The organism is Aequorivita sp. IT1183 (genome assembly GCF_058068265.1).
In genome coordinates this window covers 543,515-564,961 of record NZ_JBYRHS010000001.1, presented here as the reverse complement: position 1 = coordinate 564,961, position 21,447 = coordinate 543,515, and the positions used below count along the sequence as shown (strand labels likewise).

At 37.1% G+C, this 21,447-nt stretch carries 21 protein-coding genes; 10 read left to right on the top strand and 11 right to left on the bottom strand.

The annotated features are described in order from the left end of the window. Nucleotide 1: 1 nt before the first annotated feature. The 3 genes from recO to gdhA form a co-directional block, all read right to left on the bottom strand. Entirely contained in the window at nucleotides 2–721 is a 720-nt protein-coding gene (gene recO / locus AC3RVF_RS02500; protein ID WP_489690212.1) for a DNA repair protein RecO, read from the bottom strand. Beyond that, nucleotides 721–3,033 carry a type IX secretion system anionic LPS delivery protein PorZ gene (gene porZ, locus AC3RVF_RS02495; protein WP_489692659.1) on the bottom strand — a complete coding sequence of 771 codons (2,313 nt, stop codon included), beginning with the start codon at nucleotides 3,031–3,033 and terminating at the stop codon, nucleotides 721–723. Before porZ ends, recO begins: the two co-directional genes overlap by 1 nt. A 128-nt stretch (nucleotides 3,034–3,161) precedes the next feature. Continuing rightward, entirely contained in the window at nucleotides 3,162–4,505 is a 1,344-nt protein-coding gene (gene gdhA, locus AC3RVF_RS02490) for an NADP-specific glutamate dehydrogenase (protein WP_489690214.1), read from the bottom strand. A gap of 224 nt (nucleotides 4,506–4,729) precedes the next feature. Between gdhA and AC3RVF_RS02485 the strand changes: the two genes are divergently transcribed. Continuing rightward, nucleotides 4,730–5,530, top strand: a complete 801-nt coding sequence (locus AC3RVF_RS02485; protein ID WP_489690215.1) for a THC0290_0291 family protein — start codon at nucleotides 4,730–4,732, stop codon at nucleotides 5,528–5,530. Nucleotides 5,531–5,608: 78 nt separating this feature from the next. Here the strand turns inward: AC3RVF_RS02485 and AC3RVF_RS02480 are convergent, their stop codons facing one another. Continuing rightward, nucleotides 5,609–6,751 carry a cystathionine gamma-synthase gene (locus AC3RVF_RS02480; RefSeq protein ID WP_489692658.1) on the bottom strand — a complete coding sequence of 381 codons (1,143 nt, stop codon included), beginning with the start codon at nucleotides 6,749–6,751 and terminating at the stop codon, nucleotides 5,609–5,611. Between the two features lie 184 nt (nucleotides 6,752–6,935). On the opposite strand from AC3RVF_RS02480, the gene AC3RVF_RS02475 reads away from it, so the two are divergent. Genes AC3RVF_RS02475 through AC3RVF_RS02465 form a run of 3 tightly spaced genes read left to right on the top strand, consistent with a single transcriptional unit; the run spans nucleotide 6,936 to nucleotide 8,959 of the window. Beyond that, nucleotides 6,936–7,694, top strand: a complete 759-nt coding sequence (locus AC3RVF_RS02475) for a DUF3298 and DUF4163 domain-containing protein (RefSeq protein WP_489690217.1) — start codon at nucleotides 6,936–6,938, stop codon at nucleotides 7,692–7,694. Between the two features lie 9 nt (nucleotides 7,695–7,703). Beyond that, nucleotides 7,704–8,060 carry an arsenate reductase family protein gene (locus tag AC3RVF_RS02470; RefSeq protein ID WP_489692657.1) on the top strand — a complete coding sequence of 119 codons (357 nt, stop codon included), beginning with the start codon at nucleotides 7,704–7,706 and terminating at the stop codon, nucleotides 8,058–8,060. After that, nucleotides 8,057–8,959, top strand: coding sequence for a DMT family transporter (locus AC3RVF_RS02465; RefSeq protein WP_489692656.1), 903 nt, complete (start codon nucleotides 8,057–8,059; stop codon nucleotides 8,957–8,959). The genes AC3RVF_RS02470 and AC3RVF_RS02465 overlap by 4 nt, the downstream gene beginning before the upstream one ends. Here the strand turns inward: AC3RVF_RS02465 and AC3RVF_RS02460 are convergent. After that, complete coding sequence (locus tag AC3RVF_RS02460; RefSeq protein ID WP_489692655.1) at nucleotides 8,956–9,429, bottom strand: acyl-CoA thioesterase; 474 nt, start codon at nucleotides 9,427–9,429, stop codon at nucleotides 8,956–8,958. The genes AC3RVF_RS02465 and AC3RVF_RS02460 overlap by 4 nt on opposite strands. 168 nt (nucleotides 9,430–9,597) lie before the next feature. Here AC3RVF_RS02460 and AC3RVF_RS02455 point away from each other — a divergent pair, with 168 nt between their 5' ends. From AC3RVF_RS02455 to AC3RVF_RS02435, 5 genes are all read left to right on the top strand, one after another. Next, entirely contained in the window at nucleotides 9,598–10,554 is a 957-nt protein-coding gene (locus AC3RVF_RS02455; RefSeq protein WP_489692654.1) for a YheT family hydrolase, read from the top strand. 78 nt (nucleotides 10,555–10,632) lie between these two features. Beyond that, the gene (locus tag AC3RVF_RS02450) at nucleotides 10,633–11,490 is read left to right on the top strand and encodes a YicC/YloC family endoribonuclease (protein ID WP_489692653.1); all 858 of its coding nucleotides are present in this window, start codon (nucleotides 10,633–10,635) and stop codon (nucleotides 11,488–11,490) included. Between the two features lie 85 nt (nucleotides 11,491–11,575). Next, entirely contained in the window at nucleotides 11,576–12,160 is a 585-nt protein-coding gene (gmk, locus tag AC3RVF_RS02445; RefSeq protein ID WP_489690223.1) for a guanylate kinase, read from the top strand. A 58-nt stretch (nucleotides 12,161–12,218) separates the two neighbouring features. Further along, nucleotides 12,219–12,803, top strand: a complete 585-nt coding sequence (nadD, locus tag AC3RVF_RS02440; protein ID WP_489692652.1) for a nicotinate (nicotinamide) nucleotide adenylyltransferase — start codon at nucleotides 12,219–12,221, stop codon at nucleotides 12,801–12,803. A 351-nt stretch (nucleotides 12,804–13,154) separates the two neighbouring features. Continuing rightward, nucleotides 13,155–14,159, top strand: a complete 1,005-nt coding sequence (locus tag AC3RVF_RS02435; protein ID WP_489692651.1) for an NAD(P)H-dependent glycerol-3-phosphate dehydrogenase — start codon at nucleotides 13,155–13,157, stop codon at nucleotides 14,157–14,159. Between the two features lie 47 nt (nucleotides 14,160–14,206). Here the strand turns inward: AC3RVF_RS02435 and AC3RVF_RS02430 are convergent, their stop codons facing one another. The 6 genes from AC3RVF_RS02430 to AC3RVF_RS02405 form a co-directional block, all read right to left on the bottom strand. Further along, the gene (locus tag AC3RVF_RS02430) at nucleotides 14,207–16,354 is read right to left on the bottom strand and encodes a prolyl oligopeptidase family serine peptidase (protein ID WP_489692650.1); all 2,148 of its coding nucleotides are present in this window, start codon (nucleotides 16,352–16,354) and stop codon (nucleotides 14,207–14,209) included. A gap of 113 nt (nucleotides 16,355–16,467) precedes the next feature. Continuing rightward, a complete protein-coding gene (locus AC3RVF_RS02425; RefSeq protein WP_489690227.1) occupies nucleotides 16,468–16,848 on the bottom strand; it encodes a DoxX protein in 381 nt (126 codons plus the stop codon). Between the two features lie 117 nt (nucleotides 16,849–16,965). Continuing rightward, the gene (locus tag AC3RVF_RS02420; RefSeq protein ID WP_489692649.1) at nucleotides 16,966–17,955 is read right to left on the bottom strand and encodes an aspartate-semialdehyde dehydrogenase; all 990 of its coding nucleotides are present in this window, start codon (nucleotides 17,953–17,955) and stop codon (nucleotides 16,966–16,968) included. Nucleotides 17,956–18,141: 186 nt separating this feature from the next. Continuing rightward, the gene (gene mscL, locus AC3RVF_RS02415; RefSeq protein ID WP_489690229.1) at nucleotides 18,142–18,552 is read right to left on the bottom strand and encodes a large conductance mechanosensitive channel protein MscL; all 411 of its coding nucleotides are present in this window, start codon (nucleotides 18,550–18,552) and stop codon (nucleotides 18,142–18,144) included. Between the two features lie 80 nt (nucleotides 18,553–18,632). Beyond that, complete coding sequence (gene alr, locus AC3RVF_RS02410; protein WP_489690703.1) at nucleotides 18,633–19,742, bottom strand: alanine racemase; 1,110 nt, start codon at nucleotides 19,740–19,742, stop codon at nucleotides 18,633–18,635. 1 nt (nucleotide 19,743) lies between these two features. Then, nucleotides 19,744–20,421, bottom strand: coding sequence for a thymidine kinase (locus tag AC3RVF_RS02405; protein WP_489690230.1), 678 nt, complete (start codon nucleotides 20,419–20,421; stop codon nucleotides 19,744–19,746). A 183-nt stretch (nucleotides 20,422–20,604) separates the two neighbouring features. On the opposite strand from AC3RVF_RS02405, the gene AC3RVF_RS02400 reads away from it, so the two are divergent. After that, on the top strand, nucleotides 20,605–21,441 hold the full coding sequence (locus AC3RVF_RS02400) for a DUF8457 domain-containing protein (RefSeq protein ID WP_489690231.1): 837 nt from the start codon (nucleotides 20,605–20,607) through the stop codon (nucleotides 21,439–21,441). The last annotated feature ends 6 nt before the right edge of the window (nucleotides 21,442–21,447 follow it).

The window sequence follows — 21,447 nt, the reverse complement described above, 5'->3', positions numbered from 1 at the left end:
ACTACGAATATAATTGATTGAGCACGTCCAGCGATTTCGGTTTTTGATAGCCTTGCACGTGAAAACTGTAGTAAGCCAAAATTAATTCCAACAAATCTTTGCGTTGTTTTTTCGAGAGTTTCACTGTTTTTAAGGTGTCGAAATTCAATCCGAAAAACAGTTTAAAATTTTCTATTTGTTCGCCTTCAATACAATAGTTAGAAGTGTTCTTCGCTTGAAAATTTCCTTCCATAATATTGAAATAGCTATCTTCAATATTTGATGCATCTGGGAAAAAGCCTAAGTACAAACTAAGCTGCATTAAAAAGAAAATGTGAAAATTAGCAATCTCATCATTTTCATCAAGCCATTGAAAAGAGCGTTCCAAAAAGTGGAAAAGTTCCTCATTTGGTTCTTCTTCGCGGATACAGTTTTTAAGCATTTCAGATAAGAACATAACAAGACCAGATTTTACAATATCGGTATGTAATGATTGGTACGGCAGAAAGACTTTAGCTTCTTTAATATATTCTAAAGTGCCTTTGTTTTTATGATCTGCAATAAGTTCTAATTGGGTGAGCGGCTGAAAATAAGATGCTTTTAATTTACCTTTTTTCGATTTCAGAATACTGCGAAGTAAATAGCTTTTTACGCCTGCAATTTCGGTATAACAACTTACTATTAAATCTGCTTCTGAGTATTTGATTGCGGAAAAAACGATGGCTTTGGTAGCAACTACCATTAGCGAATAATCATTATTTTAGAAACTTTGGTTTCTAGGTTATCTTCTGTGGTAACAAGCACTAAATATACCCCAGAGCGCACTTTATATCTACCAAAAGCGGTTGTATCCCAAAGTATACTTCCTCCTTCAGAAGTTTCCTCAAAAACAAGGTTTCCTGTTATGTCAGTTATTTTTACATTGGCTTGCGCAGTGAGACCATCTATTGTTACATTTCCAGAAAATCCTGGTCGCACAGGATTGGGAAAAGCGTGAACATTCTCTAAATTATCACTCGGTGCAGTAGCAGTTCCTTTATAAGCTACGAGTCCTTGGGTGGTAGCAAAATAAACCACTCCCGTAAATGGATCAATAGAAATGTCTTGAACTGTGTTTGAAGGCAAAGGAGAATTATCTTTTGTAAAACGAAGCAAAGTCTCCTGACCGTTTGGCGAAAGATAGAAAACCCCCGAAGAGGTGGTCGCTATCCATTTGTTATTAGAGCCGTCTACTTCAATATCTGTAATGGTTTGTTCGTACAAAAGTTCTTGCGGCACACCATCTTCAAGTATAATTATGGCCTGTGATTCTGGTGTAGTTCCATCTTCGAAAAAACTGCCAGGACTAAAAAGTACGCGCAATCCCTTAAGGGTTCCAATCCATAATCTATTCTGAGAATCGAATGCAATTGTTCTTACTACAGCCGAAGGTAGATTTCCATTGCCTGGACCAAAACCAATTTTATTAAGCCTATTTGTAGTGGGATTATACCCTATTAAACCATTACTGTAACTACCCATGAATACATAGTTTTCACGACTTATTGCTAGTTGTGTCAAGGCCAATTCACTTGTAGGAATAATTATATCGGACAAGTCGATTTTTTGAAATTGTCCGCCAGGGGTTAGTTTTATTAAACCCTCATCTGCTTTTGTCTGTGCAAACCACAAATTGCCTTGTGGGTCAAAATCAGAACCATAAATTCTAAGTCCGGCATCTGCGTTGCCGCCACCGGGTAATGGAATGAGAACCCTGTCTAACGGGCTATTGGTGTCGTCATAAAGAATGGTTGGTGTATCATCAACAATTTTTAAAAGACCTTGTTGAAATGAACTCATATAAACCTCATTCGGCAGTTTTGGATTAATGGTAATATTCACCAAATCTGTAGGTTCTGCACCCACTGCCGCACTTAGATCTTCGTATGAAATATTCGTCCACAGTGTATCTTTTAAAACACTTATTCCGAAACGTGAAAGTGGGTATGGGTTGTAATCTTTATCTATTTCACCAAAATTTACCCAAAGTTGTCCGGGAGAGGCATCAATTGAAAAAGGTCTGTTTCTATTTGGGCCGTTAGGTAAAACTTGATCGGCTTGCATGGTTCCAAATGGTACAATTAAAAGACCATCCTCGTTTGTTCCTAAGTAAAAATTATCTCCAAAACTGTAGCCTGAAAGTAAATCGAGATCAAAATCTAAAACGTTATTTACTGCAGCTTCTTCAAAAAATCCTTCAGAATAAGCTTCAATAGAATTCTTGGTAGTAATTGTCAACAAATCGTCAGCAAGTCTAAATTTTAGTACTTCCGAAGTAAAATTCCGCACTGTAGTTGTAACTCCAGTTGGCGTAAACCGCAAAACGGTGTTTGAAAGGTTTGCTGCGTATAGTTCGTTCCCAAGTTTTTCTGCTGCTCTATATCCGCCACCCATAATGGTAGTCCAGTTTTGATAATCGATTAAATTATCATCTGCTACGAGCGCCCGTCGTATTCCGTCGGTAGAGCTCGCTGCAAAAATATAGGGTTCTTTTACAATTGTTTGTATAATATCAATCTGGCTACCGCCATCGCCAATAAAATAAGTATCGCCAAATTCTAGCCGTGCCACATCATAAACTGAAACTCCATATTGCGTGGAGATGTAAAGGTTTCCGTCGTATTCGTTGAAATTATTTATTCGCTTTCTATCGGGCGGAATGGTTTGTTTTTCTAAAATATCAACCACTTTTAATACGTTTATCTCTCCTTCTTTTACTATTTCTATCAGTCCATTTTCATAGCCTATAATAAGTAAATTGTAGTCTTCGCTATAATGAATGGTAGTTATTGCATTTCCCGAAAGTCCGTTTACGGTGGAAAGGGTTTTTATTTTTTGAGTAGAAAGATCATACGTAAAAACCGCATTTTCGGCTCCCACAAAAATCTTGTTGTCTCCTTGCGAAATATCTTTTATAGATACGTATGAAAAATGACCCGTCCAGCGGTCTTCAAAATTCTGGGCGCTCGCCAGAAAGGGAAATAGTAATAGTAAAGCTAGTGCCCACCGCTTCATAAATATGGTTTTGTTTATTAACACGCTAAAATACTATTTATTGCGGTATATGATTGAAAAAGCCTTTCCATATCTTTTATAATGAAAAAGATAATTTGGAAAGGCTTTCTTAAAATGAAGTCTAACTATTAAACTACGCCTTGTGCTAACATAGCTTCGGCAACTTTTACAAAGCCTGCAATGTTTGCTCCTTTTACGTAATCTACATAACCATCGCTATCTTTTCCGTATTCTACGCATGCGGCGTGAATATCGTTCATAATTTTATGAAGTTTTTCATCAACCTCTTCAGCTGTCCAACTTAGACGTAAAGAGTTTTGCGACATTTCTAAACCAGAGGTTGCAACACCACCAGCATTAGATGCTTTACCTGGTGAAAACAAAATCTTCGCTTTCTGAAATGCTTCAATAGCTTCTGGTGTGCAAGGCATATTGGCGCCTTCGCCTACGCAAAAACAACCATTTTTCAAAAGCATTTCTGCTTCTTCGCCATTCAATTCGTTTTGGGTTGCGCAAGGAAGTGCTATATCGCATTTTACTTCCCAAGGGCGTTTTCCTTCTACGTATTTTGCACCCGTATATTTTTCAGTGTATTCTGAAATACGTCCGCGTCTTTCGTTTTTCAATTCCATTACAAAGGCCAGTTTCTCTGCGTTGATACCTTCCGAATCATAAATATATCCAGCAGAATCTGAAAAAGTAACAACTTTACCGCCAAACTGTATTGCTTTTTCGGCTGCATATTGTGCTACGTTACCAGAACCAGATACAACTACGGTTTTGCCTTCAAAGCTTTCGCCTCTAGTTGCTAGCATATCTTTTGCAAAATATACGTTTCCGTAGCCCGTTGCTTCTGGACGAATAAGAGATCCGCCATAAGAACGCCCCTTTCCAGTTAGCACTCCCGTAAATTCATTACGAATGCGTTTGTATTGACCGTACATATAGCCAATTTCGCGACCACCAACGCCAATATCGCCCGCAGGAACATCAGTATTTGGGCCAATATGACGAAAAAGCTCCGTCATAAAGCTTTGGCAAAAACGCATTATTTCTGCATCACTTTTCCCTTTTGGGTCAAAATTAGCACCACCTTTACCGCCTCCCATTGGAAGAGTTGTAAGGCTGTTTTTAAAAGTTTGCTCGAATCCTAAAAACTTAAGAATACTAAGGTTTACAGAAGGGTGAAAACGCAAACCGCCTTTATATGGGCCGATAGCAGAGTTAAACTCTATTCTATACCCTTTGTTTACTTGAATTGCATTATTGTCATCTGTCCAAGGAATACGAAAAAGAATAGTGCGCTCTGGCTCTACCATTCTTTCCAACAACATTTTGTTGGCATACCTTTCGTTTTTTTCAATAAAAGGGATTACAGTTTCGGCAACCTCAGTTACCGCCTGAAGAAATTCAGGCTCATTAGGATTGAGTTTTTCGACTTCAGAAATGAAATCACTTATACTTTGCTTCATTGGTTCAAATTTTATTTTACTTTTAGCGAATTCCGTTGTAATGTGAAAGTTATAATCTAAAACAGATTATAGTAAACCATTATATAAGGACGGCACAAATATAAGCGTTATGATAAAAACTGGGCGTCAATTTTTTACAAATTAGCTAAATAGAGCTATTAAACTTTAATGGTGATTATGTTTTTATATATTTGTTGTGTTTCACACTTAAATCTAAAATTTTAATGAATACCAAATTCCTTTTATTGGTATTTTTCCTTTTGTTTTTTTCGAAACAAGAAGCGTTCAGCCAATACGGCTTTTCGCAGGAAGTTGGTATAATTACCGGACCCGTAGTCTTTTATTCAGACTTTGGTCAGCGGTATGATTTTGACACAAACTCCGGTAATACCACTATCGGAATTGGTCTTATTCACTATATCAATTTTTCGTACAGTGCAGATTGTAACTGTTATACGCGGGCTGTTTATTTTAATGATCACTTTAAAATTCGTACTGAAATTGACTACCACAAAACAAATTTGAACCATTTTGGCGAATGGGTAGCACCAGACCACACTTCCTTATTTGCAGACCAACTTCGAGCAATGAGTGGCTCAACTACTGTTGTTGAAGTAGGTTCTCAACTTGAATTTTTCCCGTTTAGCATTCGTGATTTTGCAGCGGGACAATATAAAATTGCACCTTTTATTAGTTTGGGAGCGCACTGGGTAAGTTTTGACCCTGAAGTTTCCTCGTCATTAGGAGGGCTAAATAGCCCCACAACTACGCCAGATAAATATTTTAACGCCTTTCAGCAAGAACCGGCTACCACTTGGGCGGTAGTGGGAAGTGTTGGAATTAGATACAAACTTTCTCCTTTAAGCGATTTAATGCTGGACAGCCGTTGGCATTTTTACTTTTCAGATTGGGTAGATGGTCTAAAACCGTCTTTTGAAAATAATGGAACCACCCCAGTTCCTGAAAACAAAGCCAACGAATGGATTTATTGGCTGAACGTTGGGTATATTTATTATATCAATTAAACGAATTTTTACAGCATTAAAAAAGGATCAGGTTTTTTAAAAACCCGACCCTTTTTGTATTTCGTCTAAAATCTCATCTTATCCAAGTGCTTGCTTTAAATCTTCAATTAAATCGTCTACATCTTCAATCCCAACTGAAAGACGAATTAACGAATCTACAATGCCTGTCTTTTCGCGCTCCTCTTTCGGAATGCTTGCGTGCGTCATACTTGCAGGATGTCCGGCGAGACTTTCTACGCCGCCAAGACTTTCTGCTAAGGTGAAAATTTTCAGGTTCTCTACTATTTTAATAGCTTGGCCGTAATTGTTTCCTTTGGGTACAAAAGAAATCATTCCACCAAAATCTTTCATCTGCTCTTTAGCAATATCGTGGTTTGGATGACTTTCAAAACCTGGCCAATAAACTTTTTCAATTTTAGGATGTTTCGCCAAATATTCGGCAATCGCCTTACCATTTTCACAATGGCGTTGCATACGGATGTGAAGCGTTTTTAGACCACGCAATACAAGAAAACAATCTTGCGGTCCGCAAATGGCACCACTTGCATTTTGGATAAAATAAAGTTTATCTGCAAGCTCTTTATCTCTTACTACTAGGGCTCCCATAACCACATCGCTATGTCCGCCAAGATATTTTGTGGCGCTATGCATTACTATATCTGCACCCATATCGAGCGGTTGTTGTAAATACGGCGTTGCAAAAGTGTTATCTACCGCAAGCAAAACGTTGTGCTTTTTCGCAATTGAAACTGCCTTTTTTATATCTATTATATTCATCATTGGGTTGGTTGGCGTTTCTACCCAAATCAGTTTTGTTTTATCGTTTATATAATTCTCGATGTTATCTGCATTTTCCATCCCGACAAAATGGAACTTAATTCCAAAACCTTCAAAAATTTTGGTGAATAAACGATAGGTTCCGCCGTAAAGATCGTTGGTTGAAATTACCTCATCGCCGGGTTTTAAAAGCTTCATTACTGTATCAATTGCCGCAAGTCCGCTTCCAAAGGCGAGTCCGAATTCGCCATTTTCAATACTGGCAAAAGCTCGTTCCAAAGCTGCACGCGTTGGATTTCCGCTCCGCGAATATTCAAAACCTTTGTGCCCACCGGGTGTAGTTTGCGAAAATGTTGTTGTTTGATAGATTGGTGGCATTACAGATCCATAAGCTGGATCTACATTGTGCTGGCCACCGTGTATTGTTTTTGTGTTGAATTTCATCTGAATAAAATATTATATAAAATGAAAGATGGAATGCCCTTATCTTAAAGTGATAATTCGCATTATCAAAACTATTTTATGATTTAATATAACTTTCACAATAGCTGATTTTAAAGTTATTACTTTTGAAATGCAAATTTAAGAGTTTCATTTGTGATAGCTAACCATCTATTCCTTTTTACGCATGAATAACAGAATTACAATCTTGGCACTTTTTGCCCTAATCATTGTGGGATGTAACCAAGAAAAAAACATCGAAATTTCTTCAGAGAGTTTTACTGAAAAGGAGCTTAAAATTTGCGAAAACAGCAAATGCCCAGAAGTAACTATCAATTATATTGAAGTTTTTGGAGATAGTGAAGTTTCAGAAAAAATAAATAAGAAGATAAAAGATTTCATATTTGCTTCGCTTATGATGGGCGAAGACACTACGCCCACAGCAAAAACAATAGCAGAAGCCGCAACTAGTTTTATTGAAGCTTATAATGCCGACCAAGCGCAATTTCCGGATATGGCGGGCGAATACTTTGCTGAAATTTCAGTAAACGAAATTTACTCTTCCAAAGAGCTTTTATCCTTTGAAATGCGCCAGTATCTTTTTACTGGTGGCGCACACGGCTACGGTGCTACAACATTTTTAAATATTGATCCAAAAACTGGCGAAGAGCTTACGCTAAAAGAGCTTTTTAAAAACCAAAAAGAACTTACCGTTTTTGCTGAAAAGAAATTCCGCGAGCAACAAAAAATAGCCGAGAAACAAGGAATTAACGACACCAAGTTTTGGTTTGAAAATGATACATTTCATCTTCCCGAAAGTGTAGGTTTTACGCAGGACAGCCTAATATTCATCTACAATCAATACGATATTGCAAGTTACGCAGATGGACCAATTGAATTAAAAATAGGCTTAAAAGAAGCTGAACCTTTCTTAAGTATTGATTAATTTTGGACCATGCAAAAAGTATATTATTTATCAAGTTGTGATACCTGTAAACGCGTGATGGACGAAATAGAAATTCCTTCGTCGTTTATAAAACAGGATATAAAAGTACAAGGCATCACCGAAGAAGAATTGGATGAGCTTTTCAACCTTACCGATAGTTTTGAAGAATTATTTAGCCGCAGAGCAAAACTATACAAAGAGCGAAATTTAAAAGGTGAAAACTTGCTTGAAGAAGATTACAAAGATCTAATCTTAGAACATTATACTTTCTTGAAGCGTCCCGTTATTGTAAATAACGACGAAATATTTATAGGAAGCAGCCCGAAAACTGTTGCTGCTGGTAAAAAATCTATTCTTAAAAATTGACCCAACAACGTATTTTTGCGCTTTTGGCGGCAACCACTGTCAGCATTATCTATGGTATAAACCATACAATTGCCAAGGGGTTAATGCCAGATGTTATTAAACCATTCGGTTTTATATTTTTGCGAGTTTCCGGCGCAGCGGTAATATTTTGGATCCTCAGTCTTTTTTTTCCTTCAGAAAAAGTGGCGCGTCGCGATTGGATTAGGTTTGTAGCTTGTGCTTTCTTCGGAATGGTTTTAAATATGCTCGCCTTTTTTAAAGGATTGAGTCTTTCCACACCTATCAATAGTTCAGTAATTATTACACTTTCACCAGTTTTGCTTTTGGTGCTTTCTGCCTTTATTTTAAAGGAAAGAATAACTTGGGTAAAAAGTCTCGGTATATTTTTAGGCCTTGGCGGAGCATTGGTATTAATTCTTTTTGGATTAAAAGAACAACCAAATGCACCAAATATTCCAATTGGAAACCTTCTTTTTATTGTGAATGCAACTTCCTATTCTATCTATTTAATTTTAGTAAAACCCTTAGTATCAAAATATAGCTCCATTACATTAATGAAGTTTCTCTTCCTATTTGGATTTTTAATAAATCTGCCAATCGGAATTTCAGAATTTACAGATGTTGCTTGGAGCAGCCTTCCTTTCGAAGACATTTGGAGACTTGGCTTTGTAGTTGTCTGCACAACTGTAATGACTTATCTATTGAATATTTACGCGCTCAAACAATTAAGCCCTTCTACTATTGGCGCATTTATTTATCTGCAACCAGTAATTGCAGTAATTTTTGCAATAATAGTTGGCGCAGACAGTATTACCGCATTGCGAATAGGCGCTGCAGCTTTAATATTTTTGGGCGTTTATCTCTCTACAATAAAAAGTGTGCGAAAGAATTCCGACTAAAGATCTTTCGGACGCTGACTAAACTTTCGGGTATTTTCTTTAGTAAGAATTCTGAAATCGTCCGTCTTTTCTAGTGCGTAGAATCTATCATAAAATTCTTTCGGAAGCCCCACCAGTTTGCGTTCTTTTAAATCTATCCAACCGCCCATCATTTCACAACGTGCGTAGTTTTTCCCGTTTTCGTCGTAGAAATTATGTAGAAATTCAAAGTAGGTTCCGTCTTCAGACAAGCCTCTTAATTGAAGTGAAACAGTAACCGGCTTCCCAGGAAAAAATTCTTTGAAATAATACATGTGCTCATAAAAAGCCACCGGCCCTAAATTATGCTCTGCCAAATGCCGTTGATCCATTCCGCTTTCCATTAAAAAACTCATGCGGGTGTGGCTCATGTAATCTATAAAAGCACTGTTGCGCAAATGGCGATTTGCATCTACATCGCTCCAGCGTATTTCAAATTGTTTTGTGTACATCGTCAAATTTTTCTACAAATTTAAAGTACTTTTGTTATGCAAGCATAGTAAATGTGTTTAGTTTCTGTTAAATGTTTTTAGGTTTGGCGGCTATGCGTAGTCCAAGCCAGAATCTTCTTCGATATAGATGTAATTGTTAAGTAATCGCTTATAATTTCTAAAATAAATATGCCTTTAATTTCCAGTACTTTTGAGCCTTCAAGTCTTTTTAGAAACGCGCATTTTTCTACAATTTATTCCGCCAAGCTTCGTCCTACACCACATCTAGTTCAGCAACGCGAGCGCTTAGAATTGCCCGATGGCGACTTTTTAGATATTGATTGGTCGTTTGCTAAAGTGGCTTCCCAAAAAGTTGCAATCTTACTTCACGGTTTGGAGGGAAATGCGCAGCGAACTTATATGAAAGGCCAAGCAAAAATTTTAAACCAAAATGGTTGGGATGTGGCAGCAATAAATTTTAGAGGTTGCAGTGGCGAGGCAAATATTTCATACCAATCTTACAACGCAGGGAAAACCGACGATTTGGAGGCGGTTATTAATTTTATTTTGAAAAAAGACCAATACAACGATATCCATTTTTTGGGTTTCAGTCTTGGTGGAAACTTACTTTTGAAATATTTGGGTGAGCGCGAATCTTTTCCGAAGGAAATAAAAAAAGCCGTTGCCATTTCCACTCCCTTGAGTTTAAAAGGTTCTTTAGAATCATTAAATGCGTTTTCAAATTGGGTTTACAGAAATTCATTTCTTAATAATCTTCGGAAAAAATACAAAGTCAAAATGAAGGATTTTCCTGAAAAAATGACGCCTTCAGATTACCAAAAAATCACGTCACTACTAGAATTCGACAACGTTTACACCGCACCTGCGCACGGTTTTAAAGATGCGCTTGATTATTACGAAAAGAATAGCAGTCTGCAATTTCTTCCGAATATTAAAATTCCCGTTTATATTTTGAATGCCGAAAACGATAGCTTCCTTTCTGCAGATTGTTATCCCAGAGAACTAGCTTCAAAAATGAAAAACATCCACTTCGAAATACCAAAATATGGCGGTCACGTAGGTTTTCATCAAAGCAATAAATTGTATTATAGCGAAGAGCGAGCTGTGCAGTTTTTGAATGAATAAGCTAAGTTGTTTTACTAACGTATCCCCACTACCGACTAAAGACTATTTTACTACCTTTGCCTTCACAAAATTAGGAATATGATCCAATCCATGACGGGCTACGGCAAAGAAGTTGTTCAATTGCCTTCCAAAACCATTACTATTGAAATTAAATCGTTAAACAGCAAAGGGCTAGACCTTAATACGCGCGTGCCTTCGGCTTATCGTGAAAAGGAGCTTGAAATTCGCGATCTACTTGCAAAATCGCTGCAACGCGGAAAAGTAGATTTTTCACTTTATATTGAAGTTACTGGCGAGGAAGTTACAACACAACTCAATGCAACTGTTGTAAAACAATATATAAAACAATTAGCAAACGTGGTAAATGGTGACCCTGTGGAGCTTTTAAAAATGGCAGTTCGTATGCCAGACGCATTGAAAACTGAGCGTGAAGAAATTGACGAAAAGGAATATGAAGTCATTTTAAAAGGAATTGACAAAGCACTGGAAGCAATCAACAAATATAGAACCGACGAAGGTTTGGTATTGGAAAATGACTTTTGGGGACGTTCAAAAACCATTTCGAATTTATTAGACGAAGTAATTGCAATAGATCCGGAACGTGTAGATGCGGTAAAAGAAAGGCTTCGCAAAGCAGTTTCAGATTTAAAAGAAAAAGTAGACGAAAACCGTTTTGAGCAGGAATTGATCTATTATCTTGAAAAATATGACATTACTGAAGAGAAAGTTCGACTAAAAAATCACTTAGAATATTTTGAAGAATCTTTAAAATCGCACGATTCCAACGGTAAAAAACTAGGTTTTATTACGCAGGAAATAGGTCGCGAAATCAATACTATTGGTAGTAAAGCAAATTATGCGCCAATGCAGCAAGTAGTTGTTCAAATGAAGGACGAGTTGGAAAAAATTAAAGAACAAGCCCTAAACGTACTATAACTAGGTAGTAGGAATTTAATTTAAAAAAGAAATGGTCCTACGTACTATGTCTTTCAGTCTTAAGTCAAATTTTTTATAATTTAAAATGAATTCAAAAAAAGGCGGTAAATTAATTGTGTTCTCTGCTCCATCAGGCAGCGGAAAAACCACAATCGTACAGCATCTATTAAAACAAGAAGACCTCAACTTAGAGTTTTCAGTTTCTTGTACCTCTCGCGAAGCTCGTGGCGATGAAAAACACGGGGAAAATTATTATTTTATTTCACTAAAAGATTTTAAGCAACACATCAAAAACGATGATTTTTTGGAGTGGGAAGAAGTATATCGCGATAATTTTTACGGCACATTAAAAAGTGAAGTAGAACGTATTTGGAGTCACGGCAAAAACGTCATTTTTGATATTGATGTAGTTGGCGGACTTCGCATTAAAAAGAAATATCCAGACAAAACACTTGCTGTTTTCGTGAAACCCCCAAGTATTGACGAACTTAAAATTCGCTTAAAGAAACGTAAAACCGAAAGCGATGAACGTATTAATATGCGTATTGCAAAAGCTTCGGTGGAACTAGCTACAGCGCCACAATTTGATTATATTATAAAAAACCACGACCTGCAAACTGCCTTAAACGAAGCGCACGATCTGGTTGAAAATTTCATAAAAACAAATTAGAGACGCAATGCATTGCGTCTCCACTCCACAACCGCAGAGCATCTCCAAGAGCATACAAATGACAAAAAAAACAGGACTCTATTTTGGCACTTTCAACCCAATACATATTGGGCACTTGATTATTGCCAACCATATGGTAGAGTTCAGCGATTTGGATGAAGTTTGGTTTGTGGTTACGCCACACAATCCGCATAAAAAAAAGAAAATGTTACTAGAGGATCATCACAGGCTAGCGATGGTACAAATTGCTGTTGAAGATTACCCAAAACTACAAGCCAGTAATGTAGAATTCGACCTTCAGCAACCCAATTATACGGTGAATACTTTAGCCCATTTGGAAGAAAAATTCCCCGAAAATAATTTCAGCTTAATTATGGGTGAAGACAATTTAAAGAGCCTTCACAAGTGGAAAAATTATGAGGTTATTTTGGAGCGCTATTCAATTTATGTGTATCCGAGAATTTCTGAAGGAACTGTAGAAACACAATTCGACAATCATAAAAAGATTAAAGCCGTTGATGCTCCAATTATTGAGCTTTCTTCAACATTTATTCGGAAGGGTATTAAAACTGGAAAAAACATTCGTCCAATGCTTTCTTCTAAAGTTTGGACTTATTTGGATGAAATGAATTTTTATAAGTAGATTACGCATGTTAGTGAGATGCCTGCCTTCGCAGGCATTAAAAAACCGCCCCACCAAATTAACACTTGGGGAGCGGCCTCAACTAAATAACCAACCAAAATCATTGAAACTATTCTCGTATTGATGGGTAAACCATCTCAATAATCAATGCAAATAACGTTCTTAAACTAGTAAACATTGCACAGCCATTATTAAGCTATTGTTAAATGTTTAAGCATGAATTGTGTACTTTTGAAATAAGCTATTAGCTTAGCTATATTTGATTTTAGACTTAAATCCTAAAGTTTTTAGAATATGTCCTAAAAATCAACGAAGTAGTCTTACATTAAAATATATTTCTAAACCATATAAATGTCTGATAAACCAAAATATGCGGTCTTTGGCGGTGGAAGCTGGGCCACGGCCATTGTAAAAATGCTCTGCGAAAATCTCGATGAAGTAGGTTGGTATATGCGCAATAATTACGCTTTAGAACACCTTAAAAAGCACGGCCATAATCCCAACTATCTTAGTTCGGTAGAGTTTAACTTAAAGCAATTAAAACTCAGTAACGATATTAATGAAACAGTTAAGGACGCAGATGTACTAATTTTTGTGGTGCCTTCTGCATTTCTTCATAAAGAGTTAGAAAAATTGACGGTTTCATTGGAAGACAAAATAGTCTTTTCGGCAATTAAAGGTATTGTTCCAGAAACTAGCCTTATTGTTGGTGACCATTTTAATACGCATTATAAAGTTCCGTTTAATAATATTGGGGTTATTTCTGGGCCATGCCACGCAGAGGAAGTTGCCCTTGAAAGACTCTCGTATCTAACCATTGCAAGTGCTGATGATGAAAAAGCAAAAATGATTGCAGAGGTGCTAAGCAGCGATTACATAAAATGTACTACCAGCGATGACGTATTGGGAATTGAATACGCTGCAATGCTTAAAAACATATACGCTGTTGCTGCAGGAATTGCACATGGTTTAGGGTACGGAGATAACTTCCAAAGTGTACTGATGAGTAATGCTATTCGCGAGATGAAAAAGTACGTGAAAAAGGTACATAAAATGAAGCGCGATATAAATGATTCCGCCTATTTAGGAGATTTACTTGTTACTGGTTATTCCGTTTTTAGCCGAAATAGACTCTTCGGAACGATGATTGGGAAAGGCTACACGGTAAAAAGCGCCCAACTTGAAATGAGTATGATTGCCGAAGGATATTACGCTACAAATAGTGCCTATAACCTAAATCAGCAGAAGGGCAAGAAAAAGGCAAAGACTCCAATAATAAATGCAGTTTACGAGGTTCTTTACGAAAATAAAGATCCCAAGAAAACCTTTAAAAAATTAACTGAAAAGTTAGATTAAAAAAAAGCCCCGTAAATAATACGGGGCTTTTTTTGTTATTTGGTTTCTTATTTGACATTATTTGGTAATTCTTCAAAACCCATATTGAATAATGTAAAACCAAAAATATCGGCATATTGTTCAATGGTTTTGCTTACTGGAGTTCCAGCACCGTGGCCGGCATCGGTTTCAATTCTAATTAAAACAGGGTTACTGCCAGTTTGCTTTGCTTGAAGTTCAGCGGCAAATTTGAAACTGTGTGCAGGCACTACTCTGTCATCGTGGTCACCCGTAGTAATTAAAGTTGCAGGATATTCAACGCCTTCCTTCACATTGTGCAAAGGCGAATAACCTTTTAAATATTGAAACATTTCTTTGCTATCTTCTGCTGTTCCGTAGTCATAAGCCCAACCTGCACCTGCAGTGAAAGTATGATAACGAAGCATATCTAAAACGCCAACTGCAGGAAGAGCAACCTTCATTAATTCTGGACGCTGGGTCATTGTGGCGCCCACAAGTAGGCCTCCATTAGAACCTCCGCGAACTGCAAGATAATCGCTTGAAGTATAATTATTTTTAATTAAATATTCGGCTGCAGCTATAAAATCATCAAACACATTTTGTTTCTTCATTTGGGTTCCTGCATCGTGCCATTTTTTTCCGTATTCTCCACCACCGCGTAGGTTTGGTACTGCGTAAATACCACCTTGTTCCATCCACACTGCATTTGCAATGCTAAAACTTGGCGTTAAACTGATATTAAACCCACCGTAACCGTAAAGTAGCGTTGGATTTTTACCATCCATTTTCAATCCTTTTTTATGGGTGATAATCATTGGTATTTTTGTTCCATCTTTTGAATTATAGAAAACTTGTTGGCTTTCATAATTTTCTGGATTGAAATCAATTTCAGGTTTTATAAATAACTCAGAATTACCACTTGCAATATCGTATTTATAGATACTGCCTGGAGTAACGTAATTGGTAAAAGAGTAATACAGTTCTGTTTCTTCTTTTTTAGTGCCGAAACCACCCACGGAACCAACTCCCGGAAGTTTTACTTCTCGAATTAACTTCCCGTCATAATCATACTGCATCACTTTTGAAACTGCATCTACCATATAATTTGCAAAAATATTACCTCCTCCTGTACTCGGTGAAAGAACATTTTCTGTTTCAGGAATAAAGTCTACCCAGTTTTCAGGACTAGGGTTTTTAGCATCTACTGTAACGATTTTCTTGTTCGGCGCGTTCATATTTGTCACCACATATAGCTTAGAACCTACATTTTCAAGAATAAAAGTGTCAGTTTCTGTATTGTTTAAAATAGTAACAAATTCAGCATTTGGCTTAGTAAGGTCTTTAATAAAAAGCTTGTTTCCAGAAGTAGAAGTACTAGCTCTTACTATTAAATAGTTGTTATCTTCAGTTACAGAAGCGCCAATATAGCGGTGTTTTTCTTCGGGCGTTGCTCCAAAAATTATTTTGTCTTCGCTCTGTGCAGTTCCCATTTTATGGTAATACACTTTGTGCTGATCAGTCTTTGCAGAAAGCTCACTGCCTTTGGGCTTGTCGTAACTAGAATAGTAAAATCCATCTTCAGCTTTCCAAGAAAGACTACTGAATTTTATGTCGTTTAATGTATCGCCAATTAATTCTTTTGTTTCGGTGCTCATTACGAGTACTTTTCGCCAGTCGCTACCGCCTTCAGAAATACTATAAGCTAACTTGCTGCCATCTTTGGAAAAGCTAGTTTCACCCAAAGAAATAGTTCCGTCCTCCTTAAAAGTATTGGGATCTAAAAATATTTCGGCAGTGGTTTTATCTTCTCCAGTTTTATAACGGTAAAGAACGTACTGGTTCTGTAGGCCGTCATTTTTATAGAAATAAGTATAGTCTCCTTCATGGAAAGGGGCTCCTACTTTTTCGTAATTCCAAAGATCAGAAAGACGATTTTTCAATTCTTCACGGAATGGTATTTTTTCTAAATAACCAAAAGTTACTTCGTTTTCTGCTTTAACCCAGGCAGCAGTTTCTTCACTGCGGTCATCCTCTAACCAACGATATGGGTCTTTTACTTCAACATCGAAATAAGTGTCTACAGTATCAACTTTTTTTGTTTGTGGATATGTCACAGAAATTTTTTCTTTTTTTGGTTCTTCTTTACAGCCTACAAAGGCAAGAATAAGAATTGCAGGAACGATTGTAAACTTCATAAAATTTATTTTTTGGAAACGTAAATGTACTGCTTTTAACTGAAAATAAAATAGTCCGCAATACAAAAAGGCCTCCTTAACGGAAGCCTTTAATTTGCTATAACTGACGGGTTTCAAAGAAACAAAGGTCTATAAATCTTCCAATGTTTGTAGATAAGAATAACATTTAAAGCTACAATGATAATTGCCGCTACCAGTCCTGGAGTGTCCAAGAATAAATGGAATAATAAGATGTTGACCGTTATAGGAGCCAATAAAAGAAGCGCGAACGGCACCCATTTATTTATTAGTAAAAGCACTCCGATCAGCATTTCAAAAACTCCAACTACTTTCAGAATATATCCAGTATCACTGAGCGAGTCAATAAATATTGCCGCCTCACCCGTATAGATATGCGTGGGCATGATGTTGAAGTGAATTAATTTACTCAGTCCAAAAAAAAGTAATCCTAAGCCTAAAATAATTCTTAGGATTTTAGTAAAAGTTGAATTCATAAGCTAAGTATTAATGGTTAGTCTTTAAAGATACTGAAAATAAAAAAACGCACCTTTAAATAAAGTGCGTTTTTTTAACAATAATTTAAATATATCTCTATTTTTTTTCTAAAAATACTATACCAAGCTGTTTTCTATTAAATATTCCGCAATTTGAATTGCGTTGGTTGCCGCTCCCTTCCGAAGGTTATCACTCACAATCCACATATTTAAAGTATTTGGTTGTGTTTCGTCTCGGCGTATTCTTCCCACAAAAACATCGTCTTTATCGTGCGCGTAAATTGGCATTGGATACGTATTGGTGTCTGGATTGTCTTGTAGAACAATACCAGGTGTTTCGTGCAGCATTTTGCGAATATCCCCCAATTCGAAGTCATTTTCAAACTGAACATTTACCGATTCGCTATGCCCGCCTGCCGTAGGAATCCGCACTGCAGTGGCAGTAATTGAAAACGTACGATCATTTAATATTTTCTGTGGCTCACGAGCTAATTTCATCTCTTCTTTTGTGTATCCATTTTCTTCAAAAACATCGCAATGCGGTAAAGCATTTTTATGAATTGGATACGGATAGGCCATTTCGCCTTTTATACCAGCCATTTCATTCTCCATTTGCTGCACCGCCTTCAAGCCCGTACCCGAAACCGATTGATATGTGGAAACAACAACTCGCTTCATTTTATATTTTTTGTGCAGCGGCGCCAAAGCCATCACTAATTGTATAGTTGAGCAATTAGGATTGGCAATTATTTTATCGTCTTTTGTTAATAGGTGCGCATTAATTTCAGGAACGATGAGTTTTTTGTCGGGCTCCATACGCCAAGCTGAAGAATTATCTATCACGGTAGTTCCTACCTCAGCAAACTTTGGTGCCCATTCTAAAGAAGTACTTCCGCCAGCAGAAAAAAGAGCAATATTGGGTTTTGCAGCCACTGCTTCTTTTAAACCAATAACTTTATATGTTTTGCCTTTAAAGGAAATTTCCTTTCCAACAGATTTTTCTGAAGCGACTAAAAATAATTCATCAGAGGGAAAATTGCGTTCCGCTAACACTTTCAACATTACTTCGCCAACCATTCCGGTGGCACCAACCAAGGCTAATTTCATATTTTCGGGATTCGTTTAATTAACCACAAAGGTCGCAAAGTTTTTCGCAAAGTGCACAAAGTGGTTGTGGTAAAATTAGTTGTTGCTATGCGAATATTTCAAAATATAAACAAAAAAAGAACCCTCGCTAGTAGAAAACTAGCGAGGGTTTAGGGTTAGAATATGTAATGTAACGGTAGCTAAAATTTATTTTTTTCTAAGCTCATCACGGATTTGCATCAACAAATCTTTTTCGGATGGTCCCGGATCTGCAACAGGAGCTGCAACTTTTTTCTTTTTGGTTTTTGCGTAAGCTTTTACCATCATAAATAGTACAAAACCAACAATTACAAGGTTAATTAGAGAGTTTACCCATTTTCCCCACATAATAGCGTTTTCAGGTTTTACAACCTCGCCATTAGCATCAACTACTGCGGCATCTAAAACAATTTTAAGGTCGGCAAAATCCATTCCGCCAGCAAAATGCCCTACTATTGGCATAATCATGTCGTTAGTAAATCCGGTTACAACGAGCCCAACGGCTCCAGCTAGAATTACGGCAACGGCAAGGTCTACGACGTTGCCTGTCATAATAAAATCTTTGAATTCTTTTAACATATTAGTTAGCGTTTAAGGGTTAATGTTAGCTAATTTACTTAAAAACAATGTATTTTTTAAATAATTCTTACCAAATAGGGTTAATTCCTACAAATAATTCTTTTCACTCTTTGAGAAACTGCCGTAATTAATTCGTATGAAATAGAGTTGATAGCTGAAGATAATTCTTCCGCGCTGGTTGAAGGGCCAAAAACAATGGCTTCGTCTCCCTCTTCACAGGCTATATTTGTAATATCTACCATAATCATATCCATACATACATTGCCCAGAATATGTGCTTTCTTTCCATTTATGGTTACCCAGCCTTTGCCTTTTCCGTATGAACGTGGAATGCCGTCTGCGTGGCCTATAGGAAGTGTTGCCGAACGCGTAGGTTTTTCAGCAATAAAACCGCGATTATAACCCACGCTGTCATTTTCTTGAATTTGATGAATTTGCGAAATAACCGTCTTTAAAGTTCCTACGGGTTTTAGATGTTTGTTTTCTTCTTTATCGTTTCCGAAACCATAAAGCCCAATGCCAGTGCGTACCATGTCAAAATGCGCTTCCGGATAATTGATAATTCCAGAAGTGTTAGCACAGTGAAGCAATGGTTTATAACCAATTTTGGAAATTAATTCTTCTGAAATATTTTGGAACGTTACAATTTGACCTAGCGTAAACTCTTTTAGCTTTAAATCTTCACTTGCCGCAAGATGCGAAAAAGCAGATTTTACCTTTACACTTTTTGTTTTAGAAAGCTTTTCTGCAATGAACGAAATATCATTTTCATTAAAACCCAAGCGATTTAAACCAGTATTGAATTTTAGATGAATAGGATAATTAGTCTGTTTTTTTTCTTCCGCGAAAGCGATAAATTCTTCTAAAGTTTTTCGGGAATAAATACTCGGTTCCAAACAGCGGTTCACAATTGCTTCAAAATTTACAGGAAGCGGATGCAATACCAAAATTGGGGTTTCTATCGCAGCATTTCTAAGCGTTTCGCCCTCGTTAGTATATGCCACAGCAAAGTAATTAACGCCCAAATTTGCAAGTTCCGTTGCCACAGCAACAGAATCGCTTCCATAGCCAAAGGCTTTTACTACAGCAAGAACTTTGGTTTGGGGCTTTAACTTTGAAGTAATGTATTTGTAATTTGCATCGAGCGCGTTTAGGTCGATCTCCAATAAAGTTTCAGTGGCTTTGGGCATGTTATGCTTGTTTTCCCGTTTTTTCGGCCTGTCCGTCGTGGCGGGAAGTTTTTTCATCAATTATTTCTTCAGCATCTTTCACTTCAAGTTTTACAACTTTATCTCGAAGTTGTGCTTTGTAATAGGCGGCACGGCTTAAAGGTTCGTATTCTTCAGTTTCTCCGAGCAAAACGAGTGCTTCGCTTTTTGCTTTGCGGTAACTAAAATGGGCAAGATTTCCGGTGCGAGTGCAAACGGCATGTACTTTCGTAACATATTCTGCAGTTGCCATTAAAGCTGGCATGGGGCCAAAAGGATTGCCTTTATAATCCATATCAAGCCCAGCAACAATAACCCTAACGCCACGGTTGGCAAGGTCGTTGCAAACTTTTACAATTTCGTCATCAAAAAATTGTGCTTCGTCTATTCCTACTACATCGCAATTATCTGCCAAGATTGGAATGTTGGCAGCTGCAGGTACGGGTGTGGAACGAATATGATTGCTATCGTGACTCGTTACCGAGTCTTCGGCATAACGAGTATCTATGGAAGGGGTAAATATCTCCACTCTTTGGCGCGCAAATTTGGCGCGTTTCAGCCTTCTTATAAGCTCTTCGGTTTTCCCTGAAAACATGGAACCGCAGATTACTTCAATCCAACCAAATTGTTCTTTCTGATTTACGGTATTTTCAAGAAACATAGTTTAATTTTACGCGAAACATTGGCACTAATACGATATCCATCAGTATGCTCAACTTCAATATTGTCTGAAACCTTTGTATAACAATGATTTTAGACAAGAAAACAGAAATAGTTGACGTTTACATATAGGATGCGTAAATTTATAAAAACAAAATAGAAATTCAGTTTAATTTATTAAGATATGAAAAAGAAACTCCGCGAGCAGGTAACAGTGCTTGCAAAGCAACTAATTGAAGAAGAAAAAACGTTTAAAACCGCTTATGTAAAGGGATTGGTGGGAGCGCTACACGAAAAACTGGCAATTCTTGAGTATCTTGAAAATCAAATAGAAGACCCTTCCGAAGAACCAACTTCTGCGTCTATGGACTCCAAAAGTTTCCGTGAAGGAAACTGGTTTACAGAACCAGAACCTGTACCACAACCGCAACATAAAGAAGACCTCATCGAGCCTTTAATGGAAAAGATAAAGGATATTGTTGCGCAAATGCCTGAAGAGAGCGAGCGCATAGATGAACTTCTGGAAGAAATGCTTCCAAAAATCAGAGAAACTATTCCTACTGAAGTGGAAGATGAATTGGAGCAAGAAGTGGAGGAAGAGGAAGAAGAGGAGGAAGAAATAGCAGCTGTAAAATATATTAAAAACGATTTGGAAGAATTTGCTTCAAACTATCAGCAAATGCCCGAATTTGAAAGAAAAAATACCGAACTCTTCCCAAAATCTGTTGAAGGAACTGAGGCTAGCAAAACGATGAGTGAATCTCGCGCTAAATCGTTAAACGACACTATAAACAAAGGATTAAACATTGGGCTAAACGATCGATTGGCATTCATAAAACATCTTTTTGAAGGACAAGCCGAAGATTATACCCGCGTACTTTCACAGATTAATACAATGGGGAATTTTGATGAAGCGCAAAGTTTTATAAAAGGAAAAGTAAAACCAGACTACAATTATTGGCTCAATAAAGAAGAATATTCAGAGCGGTTTATGAATATTATTGAAAAACGTTTCAACTAAATTCCC